21 protein-coding genes are annotated in these 20,273 nt (G+C 69.5%); 12 read left to right on the top strand and 9 right to left on the bottom strand.

Features of this window, described 5'->3' with window-relative positions; genetic code table 11:
* Positions 1-53 precede the first annotated feature (53 nt).
* The 5 genes from LDO26_RS14015 to LDO26_RS13995 all read left to right on the top strand — a co-directional run bounded on the left by LDO26_RS14015 (position 54) and on the right by LDO26_RS13995 (position 2,689).
* Positions 54-368 carry a hypothetical protein gene (locus LDO26_RS14015; RefSeq protein ID WP_232131721.1) on the top strand — a complete coding sequence of 105 codons (315 nt, stop codon included), beginning with the start codon at positions 54-56 and terminating at the stop codon, positions 366-368.
* A gap of 224 nt (positions 369-592) precedes the next feature.
* Positions 593-1,318: a hypothetical protein gene (locus LDO26_RS14010; RefSeq protein WP_232131720.1), complete on the top strand. Its 726-nt coding sequence runs from the start codon at positions 593-595 to the stop codon at positions 1,316-1,318.
* Positions 1,311-1,592 (top strand): hypothetical protein, encoded by a 282-nt coding sequence (locus tag LDO26_RS14005; RefSeq protein ID WP_232131719.1) that lies wholly within the window; start codon positions 1,311-1,313, stop codon positions 1,590-1,592. Before LDO26_RS14010 ends, LDO26_RS14005 begins: the two co-directional genes overlap by 8 nt.
* Positions 1,593-1,803: 211 nt before the next feature.
* Positions 1,804-2,037, top strand: a complete 234-nt coding sequence (locus LDO26_RS14000; protein WP_232131718.1) for a hypothetical protein — start codon at positions 1,804-1,806, stop codon at positions 2,035-2,037.
* Positions 2,038-2,173: 136 nt separating this feature from the next.
* Complete coding sequence (locus LDO26_RS13995) at positions 2,174-2,689, top strand: hypothetical protein (protein ID WP_232131717.1); 516 nt, start codon at positions 2,174-2,176, stop codon at positions 2,687-2,689.
* A 91-nt stretch (positions 2,690-2,780) separates the two neighbouring features.
* On the opposite strand, the gene LDO26_RS13990 is transcribed toward LDO26_RS13995, so the two are convergent.
* The 3 genes from LDO26_RS13990 to LDO26_RS13980 all read right to left on the bottom strand — a co-directional run bounded on the left by LDO26_RS13990 (position 2,781) and on the right by LDO26_RS13980 (position 5,336).
* Positions 2,781-3,293, bottom strand: coding sequence for a hypothetical protein (locus LDO26_RS13990; protein WP_232131716.1), 513 nt, complete (start codon positions 3,291-3,293; stop codon positions 2,781-2,783).
* A gap of 185 nt (positions 3,294-3,478) precedes the next feature.
* Positions 3,479-4,708, bottom strand: a complete 1,230-nt coding sequence (locus LDO26_RS13985; protein WP_232131715.1) for a site-specific integrase — start codon at positions 4,706-4,708, stop codon at positions 3,479-3,481.
* A gap of 409 nt (positions 4,709-5,117) precedes the next feature.
* The gene (locus LDO26_RS13980; protein WP_232131714.1) at positions 5,118-5,336 is read right to left on the bottom strand and encodes a hypothetical protein; all 219 of its coding nucleotides are present in this window, start codon (positions 5,334-5,336) and stop codon (positions 5,118-5,120) included.
* 422 nt (positions 5,337-5,758) lie between these two features.
* Here LDO26_RS13980 and rocF point away from each other — a divergent pair, with 422 nt between their 5' ends.
* The 3 genes from rocF to LDO26_RS13965 all read left to right on the top strand — a co-directional run bounded on the left by rocF (position 5,759) and on the right by LDO26_RS13965 (position 7,437).
* A complete protein-coding gene (rocF, locus tag LDO26_RS13975; RefSeq protein WP_232131713.1) occupies positions 5,759-6,685 on the top strand; it encodes an arginase in 927 nt (308 codons plus the stop codon).
* A gap of 132 nt (positions 6,686-6,817) precedes the next feature.
* Positions 6,818-6,973: an entericidin A/B family lipoprotein gene (locus LDO26_RS13970; protein ID WP_232131712.1), complete on the top strand. Its 156-nt coding sequence runs from the start codon at positions 6,818-6,820 to the stop codon at positions 6,971-6,973.
* A gap of 260 nt (positions 6,974-7,233) precedes the next feature.
* Complete coding sequence (locus tag LDO26_RS13965; RefSeq protein WP_232131711.1) at positions 7,234-7,437, top strand: CsbD family protein; 204 nt, start codon at positions 7,234-7,236, stop codon at positions 7,435-7,437.
* Between the two features lie 128 nt (positions 7,438-7,565).
* On the opposite strand, the gene LDO26_RS13960 is transcribed toward LDO26_RS13965, so the two are convergent.
* Positions 7,566-8,426: a hypothetical protein gene (locus tag LDO26_RS13960; RefSeq protein ID WP_232131710.1), complete on the bottom strand. Its 861-nt coding sequence runs from the start codon at positions 8,424-8,426 to the stop codon at positions 7,566-7,568.
* 128 nt (positions 8,427-8,554) lie between these two features.
* On the opposite strand from LDO26_RS13960, the gene LDO26_RS13955 reads away from it, so the two are divergent.
* The 3 genes from LDO26_RS13955 to LDO26_RS13945 all read left to right on the top strand — a co-directional run bounded on the left by LDO26_RS13955 (position 8,555) and on the right by LDO26_RS13945 (position 11,201).
* A complete protein-coding gene (locus tag LDO26_RS13955; RefSeq protein WP_232131709.1) occupies positions 8,555-9,883 on the top strand; it encodes a tryptophan--tRNA ligase in 1,329 nt (442 codons plus the stop codon).
* Positions 9,880-10,194 (top strand): hypothetical protein, encoded by a 315-nt coding sequence (locus tag LDO26_RS13950; RefSeq protein ID WP_232131708.1) that lies wholly within the window; start codon positions 9,880-9,882, stop codon positions 10,192-10,194. The genes LDO26_RS13955 and LDO26_RS13950 overlap by 4 nt, the downstream gene beginning before the upstream one ends.
* Before the next feature lie 74 nt (positions 10,195-10,268).
* Positions 10,269-11,201, top strand: coding sequence for an MBL fold metallo-hydrolase (locus LDO26_RS13945; protein ID WP_232131707.1), 933 nt, complete (start codon positions 10,269-10,271; stop codon positions 11,199-11,201).
* Between the two features lie 21 nt (positions 11,202-11,222).
* Here the strand turns inward: LDO26_RS13945 and LDO26_RS13940 are convergent, their stop codons facing one another.
* From LDO26_RS13940 to LDO26_RS13920, 5 genes are all read right to left on the bottom strand, one after another.
* Complete coding sequence (locus tag LDO26_RS13940) at positions 11,223-11,624, bottom strand: VOC family protein (protein ID WP_232131706.1); 402 nt, start codon at positions 11,622-11,624, stop codon at positions 11,223-11,225.
* Positions 11,625-11,684: 60 nt separating this feature from the next.
* Positions 11,685-13,133 (bottom strand): dihydrolipoamide acetyltransferase family protein, encoded by a 1,449-nt coding sequence (locus LDO26_RS13935; RefSeq protein ID WP_232131705.1) that lies wholly within the window; start codon positions 13,131-13,133, stop codon positions 11,685-11,687.
* Positions 13,134-13,262: 129 nt separating this feature from the next.
* A complete protein-coding gene (locus LDO26_RS13930; RefSeq protein ID WP_232131704.1) occupies positions 13,263-14,309 on the bottom strand; it encodes an alpha-ketoacid dehydrogenase subunit beta in 1,047 nt (348 codons plus the stop codon).
* Positions 14,306-15,379 (bottom strand): pyruvate dehydrogenase (acetyl-transferring) E1 component subunit alpha, encoded by a 1,074-nt coding sequence (pdhA, locus tag LDO26_RS13925; protein ID WP_232131703.1) that lies wholly within the window; start codon positions 15,377-15,379, stop codon positions 14,306-14,308. The genes LDO26_RS13930 and pdhA overlap by 4 nt, the downstream gene beginning before the upstream one ends.
* Before the next feature lie 278 nt (positions 15,380-15,657).
* Positions 15,658-19,221 (bottom strand): Calx-beta domain-containing protein, encoded by a 3,564-nt coding sequence (locus tag LDO26_RS13920; protein WP_232131702.1) that lies wholly within the window; start codon positions 19,219-19,221, stop codon positions 15,658-15,660.
* Between the two features lie 134 nt (positions 19,222-19,355).
* On the opposite strand from LDO26_RS13920, the gene LDO26_RS13915 reads away from it, so the two are divergent.
* A complete protein-coding gene (locus LDO26_RS13915) occupies positions 19,356-20,231 on the top strand; it encodes a tryptophan 2,3-dioxygenase (protein ID WP_232131701.1) in 876 nt (291 codons plus the stop codon).
* Positions 20,232-20,273: the final 42 nt, after the last annotated feature.

Genomic DNA, 20,273 nt, shown 5'->3' with positions numbered 1-20,273 from the left:
GATACCCCTCCGCCAGGTCGGCCGCGGCAGCCGTGGGGATCGGGTACAGCGCCGTGACGGCGCGCTGCCACGACCCCAGGAACCCGAGCTACCGATGGCTCGGCGCCACGCCGGGCAGGCGCGAGCTGAGGCCCGAGGACAGGCGCATCGCCAGGGCGCTGGTCGAGCCGGCACGCTGGCCCTGCGACGGCGGCAGGCGGCGCGCCGAGGTGCTGGACCTCAACGAGGGTCCGCCCAAGGTGGTGCGCAGGATCGGCTGGCTCCGCTGCATGTGCTGCGCCCGCTTCACCTTCTCCGACGACGTGGTGCGCGTGCGCATGTGCGAGGAGTGCGGCGGCCTGGGCAGCGCGCCAGCCAAGGACGTCTGACATTCCATCAGTGGGTGGCGCGATGCCAAGCCCATGAATCATAAGCCGCAGTGACGGCGGCAGCTCCGAGGGAAACACGCCCGGGAAACGATGGCGTTCACGCCCAACGCTCCGCGACACATTGCAGGCATCCGGTCAGCGCATTGGCGCGCAGACCACCCCACGGCTGGGGATGCGCTCGTGACAGGCGACCGGAGGACCAACCTCACAGGAGCCAACGAGCCATGAAGATCACCCTCAGCGACACCCCCCTCCTCAGCACCCAGCAGATCGGCGAACTCGCCTCGACCCTGGACCTGCTGCACAAGCGTACCCTCGCCGCGATCGAGCGGCTGAACAAGGACATCGCGACCCGCAAGCAGCAGATCGCCGCGCGCTGGAAGACCGCCCCCGGCATCGGCGCGGGCGAAGTCGCCCGCTTCGCCGAGCACGAGACCATCGCCACCGTCCGCGAGATCAAGGACAATTCCAAGGCCGAGCTGGACAAGATCCTCAAAGACGCGGGCGCCCCGCACGCCCAACTGATCGGCCAGCGCCAGTTCTACGACTCCCCGGCGAAGGTCCTGGCCCGAGCGGCCCTGGGCGACCCGAAGCGCACCGAGTACCTCCAGCAGCTCCAGCACGCGGGCCCCGCCGAGCTCGGCCACATGGCCCAGGTCGCCGTCGGCACGCGCAACGTCGCCCTGGCGTCCGCCGTGCTGTCCCTGATCGACCGCATGCCCAGCAAGGACCGCCCGGTCGGCCCGGTGGAGCTGGCGTCGGCGATGAAGCAGGACGACTTCCTGAAGGTGCAGGAGTACATCAAGCTGGGCGACGCGCGCCTCCAGGGCATCCTGGTCGCCATCCGCGCCTGGAACGCCGGCCGTTCGAACCCGCTGAACACCGTGCAGCTTGCCATGCGCGAGCAGGAGATCGACCACGACCTGATCGGGGGCGACGGCGATGACTGACCGACGCGCCCACTACCCATCGTGCCATCCGGCGATGCTGGCACTCGCGGCGCTGGTCGCGGCGATCCAGCACAGGTGCGACCCGTTCCCCGAGCTCGAAGCCGCCGCAGCCCGCAACGGCGTGGCCGTCGGCTCCGAGCAGTTCGACGAGGCCGCGGCGCTGGCCGGACAGCCGTACTGCCGCGCGCTGGACCTGTACGTCGATCGCGAGACCAAGCGCAGGGCTGACGCCTTGGGGTCGGGGATGGCGCACCTGGCCTTCCTCCCGGGCTGACCCGAGCAAACCCGGCCGGGTTGGTTAGGTGCGCAGAGGGCAACGGGTGGCCCGGCCGTGTTTCGGAGGGGATGTCGTCACGGCATCCCCTTCTTTTTTCATGCGCTTGTGGACCTTCGCGCGCCGACAGTCAATTGGTGGGTGTTGAAAAAGCTCAGACCAGGCTCAACTAGCATCTTTGGCAATTTCGCCACAAACAATAGTGTCCAGCATGAGCATGACGGATGGGATAAAGGTGTGGGTCGATGGGGCCTTAGACACCATGGACGAAACGGCACGCAAACTGATTGCCGGTGGCGTTGAGCCTAGCGAAGCATTGAAGGCTGCGAAGATTATGACCAAGCAGAGCGTCGCTGATTGCTTGGAACGTAACCTTGGTGATCTGAGTGCTTCCGACTTTACTCATGGGCTTCGTACTCAGCCCTCCAGGCCGCTGCCTAACTGAGGATGATTGCTGCGCGATCCACCTGGCCGATTCGTTGAAATCGGCCAGGTGGGTTCTTGGTGTCAAGGAGGGGGCTCCCGGATCGAGGGAACCGCGACCTAATGCCTACGTGCCCACCAACACGTAGGAGAACGCCATGAAGCTGGAAGAAATGCCCACCAAGGAACTGCTGGACCTGCACAACCGGATCGCCGACAAGCCTGCGGGGCCCAAGACCTTCGCGACGCGGACTAAACTCGTCGCCCGGATCGAGCAGGTCGCAGCCGACAAGAACATCGACCTGGCCTCGTTCGGGCAGCCGAAGAAGCCCAAGGCGACCGCGCAGCGTGCAGAGCCGAAGGTCGAGGCCACCGAGACGCCCGAAGCAGCAGAAAAGAAGCCGCGCGGCCTTGGCGTCGGCGCGCTCGCACGCGCGATCCTGATGGACCCAGCGGGCTATCCGCACGCGCTGGTGGCCGACATGGTCAACGCGCAGATCGATGGCGCGGCGGCGACGGCCAAGTCGGTGCGCTGGTACGCCAACGACATGCGCAAGAAGGGCATCGATGTGCCGCCCCGTCAGAAGCACCACCCGGCCGACATGGACGAGGAGCAGTCGGCCGAGGCGCTGTCCACCGTTCGGGTGGTCGAACCCGCGCCATCCGACGACTGACGCCGTTCTCCCGTCGTGTACGAAAAAGGGCCACCGTCATGGTGGCCCTTTCTTTTCATGCGCTTGTGCGCGATCACGTCCCGATGGTGGATCAGACAGTCGCGTTGCTACGCAGCGAGAGGGCGCCGTTCAAACGCGCGGACAGCTCCTTCAGGCCCTCGTCGACTTCCGTTCCGACCTTGAGCAGTACGGCATCGCCGAGCCGCCCGCGGCTGCGATCAATCATCTCCTCGGCGTTGCGGGGCGCGAGTTTGCGCAGCTTGACGCTCCCGTAGTGGGCGGCGTACTCGGTGAGCGCCAAGCTGATCCAGTCGGCACCGTACACATCGGCGAGTTCGATGTAGGCGTTCAGGGAAAGGAACGGACAGCCTTGTCCCAGCACGAAGTCTGTGGGCCGGGTATTCAGCGCGTCGTCGTAGGACTCGAACAGGTTGGTGCTGCCGATGAGCTCCTCGCAGGCGTCGAAGAGCTCGTCGGGATCGTTGATGCCCTTCTCGCAGATGATGTGATCTGCAGCGAGTGCGCGGATACCTGAGGCGAACTCGAACTCCTTGCCCAGCAGGACGATTGCATCGCGGATGCCAGAAGACGGGTTGGCAGTCATGTGTAGTTCTCCAGTTGGTTTTCACTGATCGGAATTGACCAGCTGGTAGGGGATGCTAAGCACACTTTTCGCTCCTGTATGTAACTATTTTCTAGCTGTTTTCGCCTATCACAGGGTCATCTGCGAGGCCATAAACGAATGAGGGCGAAAGAAGCCGCCCTCGCTGTTACTCGAGCTTGCAGGTGCTATGCGGCCTCGCATTCGTTTGTTGACGGCGTGTCAGCAGGCGCGCATGCAAGTCTCGGGGGCCAAGTACCGGGCTCGTGCACGAGTCCCAGCGCGTCGAGGATGTACCTTGACGCGCGTTCCTGATGCTCGCGAAGGTGGTCGAGCGACGGGTGCAGATAGCCCATCGTGACGCCGCCGCTGGACGCGCTGTGGTTCAGCAGGAAACGCAGCTCCAGCAGCGGCACGCCAGCCTGCAATGCGAGCGACGCGTACGCATGCCGCAGCGCGTGGCCGGTGAGGTCGCCCAGCTCGTGCTGCTGGACCTCCGCCACCCGGCCCGACGCCGAGTCGGCCGGGAACAGGTAGGGCGTCTTGCGCCTCACGCCGTCGGCCTCCGCCTCGCGGTGGGCGAGCAGGTCGGCGAGCGCTGACGATAGCGGCAGGTCGAACTTCTTGGCTGAGCCGCCCTTGGGGTTCGGGACGTGCAGGCGTCCGTCGCTGAGGTCCGTGCGCCTCGCCTCGCAGGACGCCGTCCGGCGCATGCCCGACAGCAGCATGAAGAGTTGGAGGTCGCGGCGCACCGGGTTGCCCAGCGACAGCACCGCCTTGCCCCACGCCCTGAGCTTGTCGGGGCTGGCGTCCACCTCGCGCCGTCGCATGCCGTTCATGTCCACGTTGCCCACCGGGTTCGGCGGCAGGTCGGGGAACTGGCGCAGGGCACGGTTGTAGACCGAGCGGAGGACCCGCATGGTGTTGTCGCCCGAGGTGGCGCCGCTCTTCTCGGTGATCCTGCGGTGGCGCTCGCGCACGCCCTGACGGTCCGCGCCTATCTCGGCCAGTGGCCTGTCGAGCCAGTCCTTGAGGTAGTAGGTGACGTGGTACTCGTAGCCGCTCCGCGTCTTGTCGGCGAGGCGGCGCGAGTTGAGGTGCAGGTCCAGCGCCTCCCGCAGGGTGATGCCGCGCGCCCGTGCCTTGCGGCGCTCCTCGTTCGGGTTGGTGCCGCCCCGCATCCCGACCAGCGTCTGCCTCGCGAGGTCGCGGGCCTGCTTGGCGTCCATCGACGGGTGGTCGCCCAGCTTCGTCCGGACCTGCCGACCATTGACGAGGGACTGGACGTAGAAGCTGCGCTTGGTGGCGGTGACGATGAGGTAGAACCCCCTCATCTCGGTGTCCGCGTGCAGGATGCTCTTGCCGCGCTCGGGCGCGGGGGTGCGCTCGACGAGCGCCTGGGTGATCTTCGACTTCATGCTGGCTCCGTAGGTTAAGGCCACGGCGCGAACACGCTTTTGCACCACAAGGTGCCGTGTTCAGTCGGGCCGTGTGTGCCCTGTAAAGCCATTAAGTCGCAGTGTTATCCTCTTGTAAGCCGCCGGCAGACCTTCCGATTCCAAATCATGGCAAGCCTTGCACTGCCTGACTTGTAAGCGGTAGGTCCCCAGTTCGAACCCGGGTGCCGCACCATTACTTCCGGTGCTTCCGGCGATGCCATGCCATCGACGATCACGGCTACGGGCCATGCGTCGTGGCGATGCGTGGTTGCCGCCGCGTGCGGGTGGCGTGTCGTGACGGCCGGGCCGGTTCGGCCTGCTGCGACCGGATTGTCTCGGCAGGACCGCCGCGGCGAGGGCCTGCTCCCGGCAACGCGGGAGCGGGCGATCACGCCAGGCGGATGTCGCCGTCGGCGGAGACGAGGTAAGGCGCGCCCCAGCCTGCCGGCACCAGGATCCGCACCTCGCAACCTCGGGCGTCCGCCGCCTGCGCCGCGAGCGTGGTGGCGGCCGCGATCGCGCGCAGCTTGCTGGTGAAGACCTGATGGTGCGACAGCCCGGACACTTCGAAGCGTCCATCGACGATGCTGATTTCGATGTCGGTCACGGCATGTTCCCCTTGCATGGATCGACCCGGCTCCCGACAGGCATTGTCCCGGTGCGCCGCGGGGCGCGGCATCGGTCGTCCCCGCCCTGCGCTGTCGGGAATTTCCTACATGCCCGCGTCGGGCGGACATTGCCGTCAGCGGCGGGGGCAGCCTCCGCTGCCGTCATCGCCGGACGCTGTTAGAGTGGCGCCCGGTCCTGCCGCGCGGCCCTGTCGGGTTGCGGAAAGACGGGTCGGGCCGGTTCGGGTCCGTCGACAGCCGCCAGCGCGTGCGGCCGTCCGGGCACCTCCCACATCGACACAGTCTCCACGCGTCCCGCGCCGTTTCCCCGGCGCCCCCCATGGCCGCCGGAAGCTGCCGGTGCCGCTTGCGGCTCCGGCGGCCTGCGGAGCGTGTCGTCGGCATTTCGCAAGGAGATTCCATGCAGCAGCAGTCCTATCCCCCGGTGTCGATCTTCGGCGCCCCGACCGACGTCGGGGCCGGCCGTCGCGGTGCTTCGATGGGCCCGGAGGGCCTGCGTGTCGCCGGCCTGGTCGAGGCCCTGGCCGCGCGCGGGGTCGATGTCGTCGATCGCGGCGACCTGAGCGGTCCCAAGAACCCGTGGCAGGGGCCGCGGGACGGCTATCGCCATCTCGATGAGGTCGTGGCCTGGAACCGGGCGGTGCTCGCGGCGTCGACCGCGGAACTGGCGCAGGCGCGGATGCCGGTGATGCTCGGCGGCGACCATTGCCTGGCGATCGGCTCGATCGCCGCGGTCGCCAACCACTGCCGCGCGCAGGGCAAGCGCCTGCGTGTGCTGTGGCTCGATGCGCATACCGACTTCAACACCTCGCGCATCACGCCGTCGGGCAACGTCCACGGCATGCCGGTCGCGTGCCTGTGCGGCATCGGGCCCGACGTGCTGACCGGGATCGGCGGTCACGTGCCCGCGATCACCCCGGCGCAGGTGCGGCAGATCGGCATCCGCTCGGTCGACCAGGACGAGAAGCGCATGGTCAAGGAGCACGGACTGGACATCTACGACATGCGCTACATCGACGAGGTCGGCATGCGGGCGGTCATGGCGCAGGCGCTCGATGGCGTGGACGAGGATACCCACCTGCACGTCAGCTTCGATGTCGACATCCTCGATCCGACGATCGCGCCGGGCACGGGCACGCCGGTGCCCGGCGGCATCAACTACCGCGAGGCGCAGCTGGTGATGGAGATGATCGCCGACACCGGCCGCCTGGGCTCGCTGGACATCGTCGAAGTCAACACCGCGCTGGACAACGGCAATGCGACCGCCGAGCTCGCGGTCGATCTGGTCGAGAGCCTGTTCGGCAAATCGACGCTGATGCGCGACTGAGCGTTGACGGCGATCCTGAATGGCCGGCGCGCGGCCGTGGAACGCTGCACGTGGCGTTCACACCGCCGGCTCCTATAGTCGACGCCAAGGTTGCGATGCAGCCCCTCGACCATGACCACCCGGAGAGTCCCAATGAAGCGTTTGACTGCACTTTTGCTGCTGGCCATGTTTTCGGCCGCCACCCTCAGCGCCTGCAACACCGTCAAGGGTGCAGGTCAGGACGTCCAGAAGGTGGGCGAGAAGATGGAAGAGGGTGCGGAAAACACGGGCGGCACCAGCCGGCCCTGATCCGGCAGCCCGCGATATCGGAGACAAGGAGACGGGTCGGCGCAAGCCGGCCCGTTTTCCATGGCGGGCATCCATGCGGCCGGGCGTCGTGACGGCCTGCGCATCTGCCTGAACCGCTCAGCTTCATGACGAAGCCCGCCACGGAATATTGACCGGGACTTGATGCGCGCTGGAGGACAGTGGACCTGCAATCTGCATCGCCGCGACGGGATGCGTTGCGACTCCCGACCCGTATCCTCCAAGTCCAAGGACGTATTCCGATGAACAAAGACATCATTTCCGGCAAGTGGACCCAGCTCAAGGGCAAGGCCCAGGCGAAGTGGGGCGACCTGACCGACGACGTGTTCGACGTGGCTGCCGGCGACAGCAAGTACCTGGCGGGCAAGCTGCAGGAACAGTACGGCTGGGAGCGCGAACGCGCGGAGAAGGAAGTGCGCGAATTCGAGAAGACGCTCGACAGCTGAGTCCCGGGGCGTATCGTCCGCATCGGCGCGACTGCAATGCGAATGGGCAGACACGCGCGGCGGACAACGTCTGCGACATCGAGGGGCCGGCGCAAGCCGGCCCTTCGCGTGTGCGCGGCATCGCCGTCTCAGTCGCCGCGTGGCGGGTCGGCAACGAACCCGCCGGGAAACGCGCGCGGTGTGCGCGGCTGCCATGCAGTGGGCGGGGGACCGATCCCCATCGACGCCAGCACATGCGGCGCGTCGTAGCGCAGTTCGGTCAACTGCGCGGGACGCGCGCTGGCCCGCACGAAGCGGGTATCCGACACCGGCGACCATTCGCGTGCGCCGTGGCCGGTGCCGATCCGTTGCTGCTGCCGGGGCAGGTCGGCTGCCGACATCGCGGATTCCGCGGCGGCGGCGTCGCGCCGGGCGGTACCGGCGGACGCCGGTGACGGTGCGCTCTCGCGGGCGATCGGCGGCGAGGGCCTTGGCGGCCTCGGCGCCTGCCGGCGCTCGCGAAACACGGCAATGCCGATGCTGCCGACGTTGTCCGGGCGACCGGTGCGCGCGGCATAGCTGTCGGGCAGTTCGGTGAAGACGAAACGGGCGACCTCGGCGTGCGACTTGCGCCAGCCGGTGATCTCGGTGCTCTGCCAGGGCGACAGCACGTAGCCGGACTGCGCGGGGTCGGCGGTTTCGCCGGTGACCGCGTTGACGCCATCCACCGACAGCACCACCAGCACGCGTTCGCCGCTGGTGTTGGTCAGGCGCACGGTATAGGGACGGCCGGGTTCGCCGGCCACCCATTGCATGCCGCGATGCGGGTATGCGGGCAGCCCGCTTCCGCTGTCGCGGTCGATCAGGGTCAGCTCGACCAGCGGGCGGGACGGTTGCGGGGCAGGGTGGCGCACGCTGGCGGCGGCCGGTGCGAGCAGCGCGGCCGACAACAGCATGGCCGACAACAGCAGGCAGGCGGCGGGCAGGGCATGGGGCTTGAGGCGTGACATCGACATTCTCCGGGAGGGACGTGCGATCCAACGCGCCAGGCGCCCGGGTGGGGTTGGGCGCTGCGGGCGCGGCCGTCACCGTGCCGGCAACGGTTAGACTTGCGGCCTGTCCCGCCCCTGTTCCGTCCATGTCCCAGCGTCCCTTACGCGTCCTCACCGGCATCACCACCTCGGGCACGCCGCATCTCGGCAACTACGTCGGCGCGGTGCGCCCGGCGATCGCCGCCAGCCGCGCGCCGGAGACCGAGAGCTTCTATTTCCTCGCCGACCTGCACAGCCTGATCAAGGCGCAGGACCCGGCGCGCACGCAGCGCTCGACGCTGGAGATCGCGGCGACCTGGCTCGCGGCCGGGCTGGATCCGGCGAAGGTCTGGTTCTACCGCCAGAGCGACGTGCCGGAGACCACCGAGCTGATGTGGCTGCTGACCTGCGTCGCCGGCAAGGGCATCCTCAACCGCGCGCACGCCTACAAGGCCGCAGTCGACCGCAATCGCGCCGATGGCGAGGACGACGATGCCGGCGTCACCGCCGGGCTCTTCATGTATCCGGTGCTGATGGCCGCCGACATCCTGATCTTCAACGCTGATCGGGTGCCGGTCGGCCGCGACCAGGTCCAGCACATCGAGATGGCGCGCGATTTCGGCCAGCGCTTCAACCATGTCTACGGCCACGACTGGTTCACGCTGCCCGAGGCGGCGGTCGACGACAACGTCGCCACGCTGCCGGGCCTGGATGGCCGCAAGATGAGCAAGAGCTACGACAACACCATCCCGCTGTTCGCGCCGCCGGCGCAGCTGAAGAAGCTGGTGTTCTCGATCCTGACCGACTCGCGCGCGCCCGGCCAGCCCAAGGACACCGAAGGCTCGGCGCTGTTCCAGCTCTACCAGGCCTTCGCCACCGCCGAGGAGACCGCGGCGTTCGCCCGGGCCTATGCCGACGGCATCGGCTGGGGCGACGCCAAGCAGCAGCTGTTCGACCTGATCGAGCGCGAGGTCGCACCGATGCGCGAGCGCTACGAGGCGCTGATGGCGCGTCCCGGCGACATCGAGGACATCCTGCGCGACGGCGGGCGGCGACTGCGCGAACGCTATGCGACACCGCTGCTGGCGCAGCTGCGCGACGCAGTGGGCCTGCGCGACCTGGGCAAGGTACCGGTCGCCGCCGGCGCGGTCGCGGACATCGCCCCGGCGACGCGACCGCTGCCGGCGTTCAAGCAGTACCGCGAGGCCGACGGGAAGTTCTATTTCAAGCTGGTCGAGGGCGAGCGTGTGCTGCTGCAGAGCCATGCGTTCGACGCGCCGCGCGACGCCGGGCAGACCATCGCCCGGCTGCGCAGCGGCGCGCTGGCGCTGGCCGACGTGCCGGCGGATACCGCCGAGGGCGTCGATGCGGCGGCGGTGCAGGCCGCGCTCGACGCGCTGGCGGCTGCCGATGCGGAGAAAGCTGCCGCGCCATGAACGCGCAGGTCGAGCTGAATCTGGCGCTGCTGCTGTTCCTGCCGTGGTTCCTGGTTCTCGGCGTGCTGTTCTGCGTGTTCCCGCGCCAGCCGCGCGGTGCGCGCCGCGTGCTCTACGACATGGCGAGTCTGGCGCTGGCGGTGGCCGCGTTCGTGCTGTCGATCCACTGGGCGCAGCAGAGCGCCGACCCGGGCCATGGCCGGATGTGGGCGCAGATCCTCGCCACGGCGACCGGCTACGGCGTGTTCCTCGCGGTGCTGGGCATGGCGTTCGCGTTGCGCGGGCGCATGCTGCAGCCCCCGCGGCGCTGACGCACGACCAAAGGCGGATGCGCGCAACCGATGGCGGGGCCTAGACTGCCCGCACTGTCTGGGAGGTGCAGCCGATGCGCGACACATACGACATCACCATCATCGACACCGGCTACGTGCGGCCGGGCCTGTGCGCGGCCTATCTGGTGGTCGAGAACGGACGCGCGGCGCTGATCGACTGCGGCACCGCGAGCTGCGCGCAGCGCGTGCTCGACGCGATCGACGCAGCCGGCGTGGCGCGCGAGGCGGTCGACTGGCTGCTGGTCACGCACGTGCATCTCGACCACGCCGGCGCCGCGGGCCCGCTGATCCAGGCATTGCCGAACGCGCGCCTGGTCGTGCATCCGCGCGGTGCGCCGCACATGATCGATCCCACGCGGCTGATCGCCGGCGCGAAGGCGGTCTACGGCGAGGTGGCCTTCGCGCGCGACCACGGCGGTATGCTGCCGGTACCGGAGGAGCGCGTGGTCGTCGCCGACGACGGTCATGTCGTCGATCTCGCCGGCCGCGCGCTGCTGTGCGTCGACACGCCCGGCCATGCGCGCCACCACTACAGCGTCTGGGACGCGCGCAGCCGCAGCTGGTTCGCCGGCGATACCTTCGGGCTGTCGTATCGCGAATTCGACAACGGCAACGGCGCCTTCATCCTGCCGACCACTTCGCCGGTGCAGTTCGATCCGCAGCAGCTGCACGATTCGATCGACCGGCTGCTGGCGCAGTCGCCGGCGTCGATCCACGTCGCCCACTACGGCGAGGTCGGCGAATGCGAACGGCTCGCCGCGGACCTGCATGCGCAGATCGACGCGATGGTGGCGATCGCGCGGGCGGCGCAGGGACACGACGACCGCCATGCGCGCATCGTCGACGGACTGGCCGCGCTCTACACCTGGCGCGCCCGCGAACACGGCATCGACGATGCCGCGGTGCGCGTGCGCGAGATCCTGGACGGCGACATCGAACTCAACGCCCAGGGCCTGGGCATCTGGCTGGACCGCGACGCGAAATGAGCCGCGGCGCCGGTGGGCGCGTCAGCCGTCCGTAGTGTCGTCTTCCCAGGTGTTGGTGTGCGGCCCGAACGGCGTGCGCTGCTGGCGCACCACGCAGAAGCGGTGGCCGCTCGGCGCTTCCATGACCCACCAGCGCTTGACGAACGCGACCTTCCTCGCCCCCAGCCCTTCCAGCCGGTCGGCTTCCGCGTCGACGTCGTCGGTCTCGATGTCGAGATGGATGCGCGAGGCGTGGTCGACCTTCTGCAGCAGCAGGATCGGCTCGTCGGTCGAGGTTTCGAGTTCGGCATATTTGCCGTCGCCGTCCTGGTCGACCGGCGCGACCGGCTTGCCGAACGCGCGGCTCCAGAATTCGACGTGCGGGGCGAGGTCGTCGACCTCGCAGTCGAGCACGAACGTGGACAGGCGGCTGCGGTGGGACATCGCGGTTCTCCTGCGGGCAGGCCCGGCGTGCGCCGGCACGTGGTGCGTGTGGCGCGCCTCTCAGGCCGGCAGCGCGAGGTCGTCGAGCATCGCCTTGAGGAAGCGCGCGGCCTCGCCACCGGTGGCGGCGCGGTGGTCGAAGGTCAGCGACAGCGGGATGACCCGGTGCGATTCGAAGCCGCCGATGACCGGGGTGATCTGGTGGCGGCCGCGGCCGGCGGCGACGATCGCCACGCACGGCGGCACCACGACCGGCGTGGCGTAGCGGCCGGCGAACATGCCGAAGTTCGACAGCGAGATCGTGTAGCCGGTCAGTTCGCTGCCGGGGATGCTGCGGTCGGCGACCTGTGCGCGCAGGCGGTCGATGCCCGCGCGCACGCCGCGCGCGTCGAGCACGTCGGCATTGCGCAGCGCGGGTACGAACAGGCCGTCGTCGGTGTCGACGGCGATGCCGACGTCGACATGCGGGTGCAGGGTACGGGTGAGCTTGTCGCCGTCGAACCAGGCGTTGAGCGCCGGCACGGCGCGCGCGGCGGCGCAGATCGCGCGGATCAGGCGCACGGTGACGTCGTTGCCGGGCGCCCAGGCGTGGATGTCGGCGTCGTCGCTGAGCGTGGTCGGCACGACCTTCGCGTGCGCGTCGGCCATGACCCGGGCCATGTTGCGGCGCACGCCCTTCAGCGGTTCCGGCTGGCCGGACGCGGACACCGTCGGTGGCTGCGTGCGCATCGGCTTGCCGGAGGCGGAGAGCGCGGTGCGTTCGTTGGGCTGCCTTGCGGTGGATTCGGCGGCGGGCTTGCCCTCACCCGACGCGCTGCGCGCGTCGACCTCGCCCGCGCGCGGGAGAGGTGAACCGGCCATGGCATTCCCCTGGGCGGCGGCCTGCTTGACGTCGGCCATCGTCACCACGCCGTCGGCGCCGCTGCCGCGGACCCGGGTGATGTCGACCTTGAGCTTGCGCGCGAGCGCGCGCACCGCCGGCATCGCCCTGACGCCCCCGGCCGAGCTGGCCTGTTCGCTGTGGACCGTATCGGAGGACTGCATCGCGCCGACGACGGTGCCGCTGTCGGCACGGGCGCCGCCGGCCTCGGACTTCGCCTCGGGCGGCGTGTCGCCGTCGTCGGCGATCGCGCCGCCCTCGGTCGAGGCGACGACCCTGTCGTCCGGGGCGGGATCCTGGCTGCCGACGCCCTTGCCCGGCGCGTCCTTCGGCGGGCCGTGATGGTGGCCGGTGTCCTGGCCCTCGGCGCGCTGCGGCTGGCTGGGGTCGATCTCGAACTCGGCCAGTACCGCCCCGGTCTCGATGATGTCGCCGGGTTCTCCGGCGAGCCTGAGCACCTTGCCCGACACCGGCGAGGGCACGTCGACGACCGCCTTGGCGGTTTCCATCGACACCAGCGCGTCGTCGAGGCGGATCGTGTCGCCGACCTTGACCGCCCATTCGACGATCGTCGCGTCGGGCAGGCCTTCGCCGAGGTCGGGGAGGCGGAAGGAGGTGGTGTTGGCCATGGTGTCATCCGTAGGGCGGGTCTCGACCCGCCGGTTGCATGTGGGCGGGCCGTGGCCCGCGATCCGGAATTCGCGCCATCGCGCGGGAGCGTCCGCCGCGCCTGGCAGCCAGGCGGGTCGAGACCCGCCCTACGCGTGGTCCATCGCCCGTTTGGCGGCGGCGACGATCTTGTCGACGCTCGGCAGGTACTTCATCTCCAGCCGGAACAGCGGGATGTGGGTGTCGTAGCCGGTGACGCGCTCGACCGGCGCGACGAGGTCGTACATCGATTCCTCGGCCAGGCGCGCGGCGATCTCGGCGCCGAATCCGGCGGTCTTCGGCGCTTCGTGCACGATGACCGCGCGGCCGGTGCGCGAGACCGATTCGGCGATCGTCGCGAAGTCCAGCGGCTTCAGCGTGGCGACGTCGATGACCTCGGCGCTGATGCCGTCCCGGGCCAGCTTCTCGGCCGCTTCCAGCGCTTCCTTGACCTGCGCGCCCCAGCTGATCAGGGTCACGTCGGTGCCGTCGCGCAGCACGTAGCAGACGTCGAGCGGCAGCGCCTCGCCGTCGTCGGGCACGACCTCCTTGTACTGCCGGTAGATGCGCTTGGGCTCGAAGTAGATCACCGGGTCGGGCTCGCGGATCGCGGCGAGCAGCAGGCCGTAGGCACGCGCCGGCGACGACGGCATGACCACGCGCAGGCCCGGCACGTTGGTGAAGATGGCCTCGTTGGCCTCGCTGTGGTGCTCCGGCGCGCGGATGCCGCCGCCCCACGGCACGCGCAGCACCATCGGGCAGCTCAGGCGCCCGCGCGTGCGGTACCGGAAGCGTGCCGCGTGGCAGATGATGTGGTCGACCATCGGGTACATGAAGCCGTCGAACTGGGCCTCGGCGACCGGCTTCATGCCCATCGCGGCCATGCCGACGGTCAGGCCGGCGATCGTGGTCTCGTCGAGCGGGGTGTCGAGCACGCGTTCGGGCCCGAACTGCGCCTGCAGACCGGCGGTGGCGCGGAACACGCCGCCGTTGACGCCGACGTCCTCGCCGAGCACGACGACCGAGTCGTCGTTGCGCAACTCGTGCGCCAGCGCCTGGGTGATCGCCTCGATGAGCGTGATTGCAGCCGGGGTGCTCGCGGCCGGGGCGGTGTTCTTCGCCGCGTCGGTCGTGGTCCTGCTTGCGGCGACGTTCATGCGTGGCCCTCCGCGGCCATGGCCCGTGCGCGCTGTTCCAGCAGGTCCGGCGGCGGGTCGGCATACAGGTAGTCGAACATCGCCTCGACCGGCTGCACCTTCAGCTCGAGGTAGGCGTTGATCTCGACGTCGATGCGCTGGGTGCAGTCGGCGATCCAGGCCTTTTCCTGCTCCTCGTCCCACAGTTTCTGCGCGCTCAGGTACGTGCGCAGGCGGGTCATCGGGTCGCGGGTCCAGGCGTCCTTGACCTCGGCCTCGTCGCGGTAGCGGCGGGCGTCGTCGGCGGTGGTGTGGTCGTGCAGACGGTAGGTCATGAACTCGATGACGCTGCCGCCTTCGCCGTTGCGCGCGCGCTCCATCGCCCGGCGCATGCCCTCGAGCACAGCAACCAGGTCGTTGCCGTCGACCTGCAGGCAGTGCAGGCCGCCGGCCAGGCCCTTCTGCGCCAGGGTCTGCGCGCCGGTCTGGGCGTTGCGCGGCACCGAGATCGCCCAGCCGTTGTTGATGATGCACTGGACGAACGGCAGCGTGTAGGCGCCGGCCGAGTTGATCGCGGCGTAGGTGTCGGTCTTGGAGCTGCCGCCGTCGCCGCAGCAGGTCACCGCGACCCGCGGCTCGCCACGCAGCTTAAATGCCAGCGCCGCGCCGGCGGCGTGCAGGCACTGGGTGGCGATCGGCACGCACCACGGGAAGTCGTGGCGCGGGCCCTGGAAGTCGTTGCCGCGCTCGTCGCCGCCCCAGTACATCAGGATCTCGCGCAGCTGCACGCCGCGCACGATCTGCGCGCCGTACTCGCGGTAGCTGGGGGCGAACACGTCCTCGGGACGCATCGATGCGCCGATGCCGACGTGGGTCGCCTCGTGGCCCAGGCACGCGGCATAGGTACCCAGCTTGCCGGTGCGCTGCAGCGCGATCGCCTTGCTGTCGAAGGTGCGCACGAACAGCATCTGCTTGAACAATGGCAGCAGCTGCGCGGGGTCGGAGAAGGCCTCGGGCAGATCGGCGACGAGACTGCCGTCGGGGCCGAGGTACTGCAGGTAATCGATCTCGAATTTCGCGACGACGGTCATCGTGGCAACCGGTCAGGGGGAATGGTTGCCGATGATACCTGTGGCCTCGTTAAGGCCCGTTGCGCGCTGCGGCATGACGGATCCATGGCGATCGCGTATGCGCAGTCCTCGATGTGTCGTCCCGAGCGCGGCGAGCGACCTGCTTCACCACGGGCCGGAGCCAAAGCAGGTCGCTCGCTGCGCTCGGGACGACAGGGGTTGAAAGGGGCAGCCGGAAAAAAGGAACCCCGGCCGGAGCCGGGGTTCCCGTGGTGCGAAGCGTGGCGCGGACGCGCCGCTCAGGGCGTGAAGCTGGCCCGGATCGACACGCGGTTGAACGCCTGCACGCCGCTGACGCGGATGTACCAGGTGCCGGCCTGCGGCACGGTGGCGGTCACGGTCTCGTTGTTGCCCGGCCGCTGCGAGCGCAGGTCGTAGGCGCCTTCGGTCGGGACCGCGTCGTGGCTGGCCAGCAGGGTGACGTCGCCGCTGCCGCCGGCGGTGAGGATGCGCAGGTTGCGCGCACCGGCGGGCACGTCGATGCGGAACAGCAGCGAATCGCCGGCGGCGCCGGACAGGCCGCCGAGCAGTTCGCCGTTGACCAGCGGCTGCGCGGCGGTGTCCGGGTCCTCGACCACCGACACCGACGCACTGGCGCCGTTGTCGGTCTCGTCCGGGTCCTGGGTCTGCGAGGTCGCGGCGGCGGTCAGGGTCACGGTGCCGCCGATCGCCGCCTCGGGCGCGGTCGCCGACAGCGCGAACACGGCCTCTTCGTCGCTGGCCAGCGTGGCGCTGCTGCACGACACGGTGGTGCTGCCGTCGGCGACGGTCGGGGCGTCGCAGGTCCAGCCGTCCGCGGCCGAGACCATCAGGTCGTCGAGCGCGGCATCGAGCACCGCGCCGAAGCCCGGGAACTGCGCGGCGTCGGGGCCGGCGTTGGTCAGCGTGGCCGCGAACTCGAGCGCGTCGCCGGCGACGACCTCGGCGTTGACCGCCTCGGCCTCGATGCCGAGATCGGCGAACGTGACCGGCTGCAGGCGCAGCAGCAGCACGGTCGGATCGTGGTCGGACAGCCGCGTCGGCGTGTCGGCATCGTTGCGCGCGACCTCGGGGAAGTCGGCGTTGATGCGCGCGTGGCTGATGTCGAGCCCGACCACCAGCGGCGAATCGACGACCGCCTGGTTGACCAGCACGTGATCGAGCGACTGCGCCTGGTAGTCGAACACGAACGAGTAGCGCTCGTCGTTGGCCGCTTCCAGGGTCATGTTGAGCAGCGACGGCGACACCAGCACCGCGCCGTCGCCGTCGACCGCGGTCTCGTCGTCGGGCGAGGGCAGGCCGGTCACGGTGCCCATCGCGTCGACGTAGCCGTCGTTGAACTCGAACGCGTTGAAGTCGCCGAGCACGATGATGTGCCGCGCCGGGTCGTCGGCCTGCATGCCCTGGATCAGGCCGGCCAGGTACTCGGCCTGGGCGTTGCGCTTGGCGCGCACGCGCGCGCCGCCGCTGCTCCAGCCGTTGCTGGCGCCATCATCGGCCTCGATGCCGCTCAGCGAACGCTGGTGCACCACGATCGCGGTCAGCGGGAAGCTGCGGCCGTCGGCGAAGTGCGCCACCGCGTCGAGCACCAGCGGCGGGCGGTCGTTGAGCACGCTGGTGGTGCCGTTGGGGTTGGTCAGCACCTCGTCGGCGCCCTCCTGGGTCACCGCCGCCACCGCGATGCGGGCGAGGCCGTCGGCGACTTCCGAGGTCTTGACCAGGAAACCGACGTCGATGCCGCCGACGTCGAAGCCTTCCTCCAGATACGCGACATAGCCGGGATCCGGCTGCCCGGCCGCGACCGCGTCGGCATTGATGCGCGTGGCCAGGGTCTGCAGCACCGGCAGGTTCTCGACCTCGGTGACGCCGACGATGTCGGGCGCGTGCAGGTAGTCGCGGATGCCGATCGAGGCCTTGTTCAGGCGCCGCTCCAGCGCCTCGGCGGTCAGCGTCGGGCCGCTGTTGCTGTCGTTGACGGTGTCGAAGAAGCGCTGCAGGTTGTAGGTCGCGAACGTGACATGGTCGGGACCCGGCAGCGTCGACGGGCGGACCTCGCCGGCATCGCTGCAGTCGGTGGACAGCTCGGCTTCCGGGTAGATCGTGTAGCGGCGGAAGGTGTAGTCCAGCGGCCCGGTCAGCGAACCGTCGACGATGCGGCAGCCGGCGGCGAGGTTCGCGGTCGGCGCGCCGATCGTGGTGCTGTTGACCGCGATCAGCTCCGGGTTGTAGTCCCAGCGCGGGATGTTCGGCGCGCTGCTGCCCAGCGGATCCGGGTCGGGGATCTGGATGCCGGGTTCGCGGAACGGGCGCGCGGTGCCGGTGACCACGACCGCGAAGCGGCCGTTGCTGGTCGCCGTGGCCTGGCCCTCGTTGATGTTGCCGCTGGTCGGTGCGACCACGGTGAAGCTCGGCGCGGTGACGCGCATGCCTTCCAGGTGCTCGAGCTGCGCCAGGCCGCCGTCGGCGTTGGGCACGTCGATGGTTAGTGCCACCGCCGCCGGAAGCGGGTGGCCTTCCGACAGCTTCACCACCGAGGCGTTGGTGATCTCGGTCAGCGGCAGCTGGTGCGGGTCGGCGGTGGGGATGTATTCGATCACCGTGCCCTGCACCAGCACGCGGTTGCCGACCGTCGCATCGTCGGACGGCGCGCTGCTGGTGAACACGAAGATGCCTTCCGACGTCGCCGGATCGCCGTCGTCCTCGCCGTCCGCGGTCTGGATGAAGAAGCCGTTGTTCTTGCGGCCGGTGACGATGCCGGTCGTGGCGACGGGCAGGTTCTCGTACGGCGAGCGTTCGCCGCTGCCCTGGATCTCGTGGATCGCTACGGTCACGACGTCGTCGTTGACGATGGTGCCGGTGCCGCGCCCGGTGTGGATCACCGCGCCGACGGCATTGGCGAGATCGACGTGGAAGAACTCGTCCGGCTCGACGGTCTCGTCGCCGACGATATCGACGTGCAGGGTCAGCGCCGACTCGCCCTCGGCGAAGGTCAGCGTGCCGCTGCGGGCGATGTAGTCGTTGTCGGCCACGGTCGCGGTGCCGTCGGCGGTGGCGTAGTCGACGCTGACGCCGTCCGGACCCGCCGGCTGGTTCAGGCTGACGGTGAAGAACAGCGGGCTGGTGCCGCTGTCGCCCTCGGCGCCGCTGGCGTTGTTGATGCTGAGGTAGAGCACGCCCCCGCCACTGCAGACGTTGGCGATGTCGGCGGAATTGCGCGGCGCCGGCGCGCCGGTGGCGAAATCGGCGGCATTGTCGTCGCTGTCGGTGCAGCCGGCATCGGCGCGGAACAGCGACGTGGTGTTGCTGGCGGTCGGCGCGGGGCCGCTGCCCTCGAAGTAGTTGGCATTGCCGAAGCCCACCAGGTCGAGGATCAGGGCTTCCTGCTCGGGACCGCACGGGGTGCTGCCGCCGTTGCAGCCGAGGCTGGCGGTCGAATCGACCAGGGCCACCTTGCCGGCGGTGCCGGACATGTTGATCGTGCCGGTGGCGTCGGTGGCGGGCAGCGGCGAGCCGGTGCTGCCGCCGGCCAGGCCGATCAGGAAGTAGCCGCCGGCCGGAATCTCGACCGAGGGCAGCACGACGATCTGGCCGGCGCCGGCGCCGAGGTTGCCGGTGCCGGTGGCGCTGGCGTACTGCAGCGAGCTGCCCGCGAGCGAGGCGGGAAGGTCGCCCTGGTTGAACAGCTCGACGTAGTCGTTCGTATACGGTGCGCCGCTGTTGCCGCCACCGCCATAGACCTGGCTGATGACGACCTGGCCGTGCGCGGCGGCCGCGGCACAGCACAGCAGCAGGGCCGACAGCAGTCGGCCGGTGAATCTGGTCATGTGCAACTCCCCAACGAGTTCCCCGGGCCCAAGCGCCCCGCCGCCGATTGTGCCCCGGTTTCATGGCGGCTGCATGACGCGGAGCGGCGGCTTCGGCCGCGGCGCGTCAGCCGGCCATGCGGTAGGCTTCCGCGATGAGCATCGACCGCAATACCCGTCCGCTCGAGGACGGCATCCACCGCGACCTGACGGGGCGCGTGAGCTACGGCGGCTACCTGCGGCTGGACCGGCTGTTGGCCGCGCAGGAGCCCCTGTCGGACCCGCCGCACCACGACGAGATGCTGTTCATCGTCCAGCACCAGGTCTCGGAGCTGTGGCTGAAGCTGATGATCCACGAGCTGGGCGCGGCGATCGGCCACCTGCAGCGCGACGAGGTCTGGCGCTGCCGCAAGGTGCTGGCGCGCTGCAAGCAGGTGCTGCGTCAGCTGACCGAGCAGTGGTCGGTGCTGGAGACGCTGACGCCGGCCGAGTACATGGAGTTCCGCGACGTGCTGGGGCCGTCGTCGGGCTTCCAGTCGCTGCAGTACCGCACCATCGAGTTCATGCTCGGCAACAAGAACATCGGCATGCTCGACGTGTTCGCCCACGACCCGGACGGGCAGGCGACGCTGCGGGGCGTGCTCGAGGCGCCGAGCCTGTATGCTGAGTTCCTGCGCTATCTGGCGCGCTGGGGCCATGCCGTGCCCGTGCCGATGCTGGACCGCGACTGGCGCTACCCGCACGTGCGCGACGAGGCGCTGCTGCCGGTGTTCGAGGCGATCTACGAGGACACCGAGCGCTACTGGCGCGAGTATTCGCTGTGCGAGGACCTGGTCGACCTGGAAACCCAGTTCCAGCTGTGGCGCTTCCGGCACATGCGCACCGTCATGCGCATCATCGGCTTCAAGCGCGGCACCGGCGGCTCCAGCGGGGTCGGCTTCCTGAAGCAGGCGCTGGAGCTGACGTTCTTCCCGGAGCTGTTCGAGGTGCGCACGCACATCGGGCCGGGGCAGGGCAGCAGCGCGTACTAGGGTCCACTCGATGCGGATGTCGCCGGAACCCGCGCCGCAACG

The sequence above is a fragment of the Proluteimonas luteida genome, assembly GCF_021191695.1.
Lineage (GTDB): Bacteria > Pseudomonadota > Gammaproteobacteria > Xanthomonadales > Xanthomonadaceae > Luteimonas > Luteimonas luteida.
This window is presented reverse-complemented; position numbering and strand designations above follow the sequence as displayed.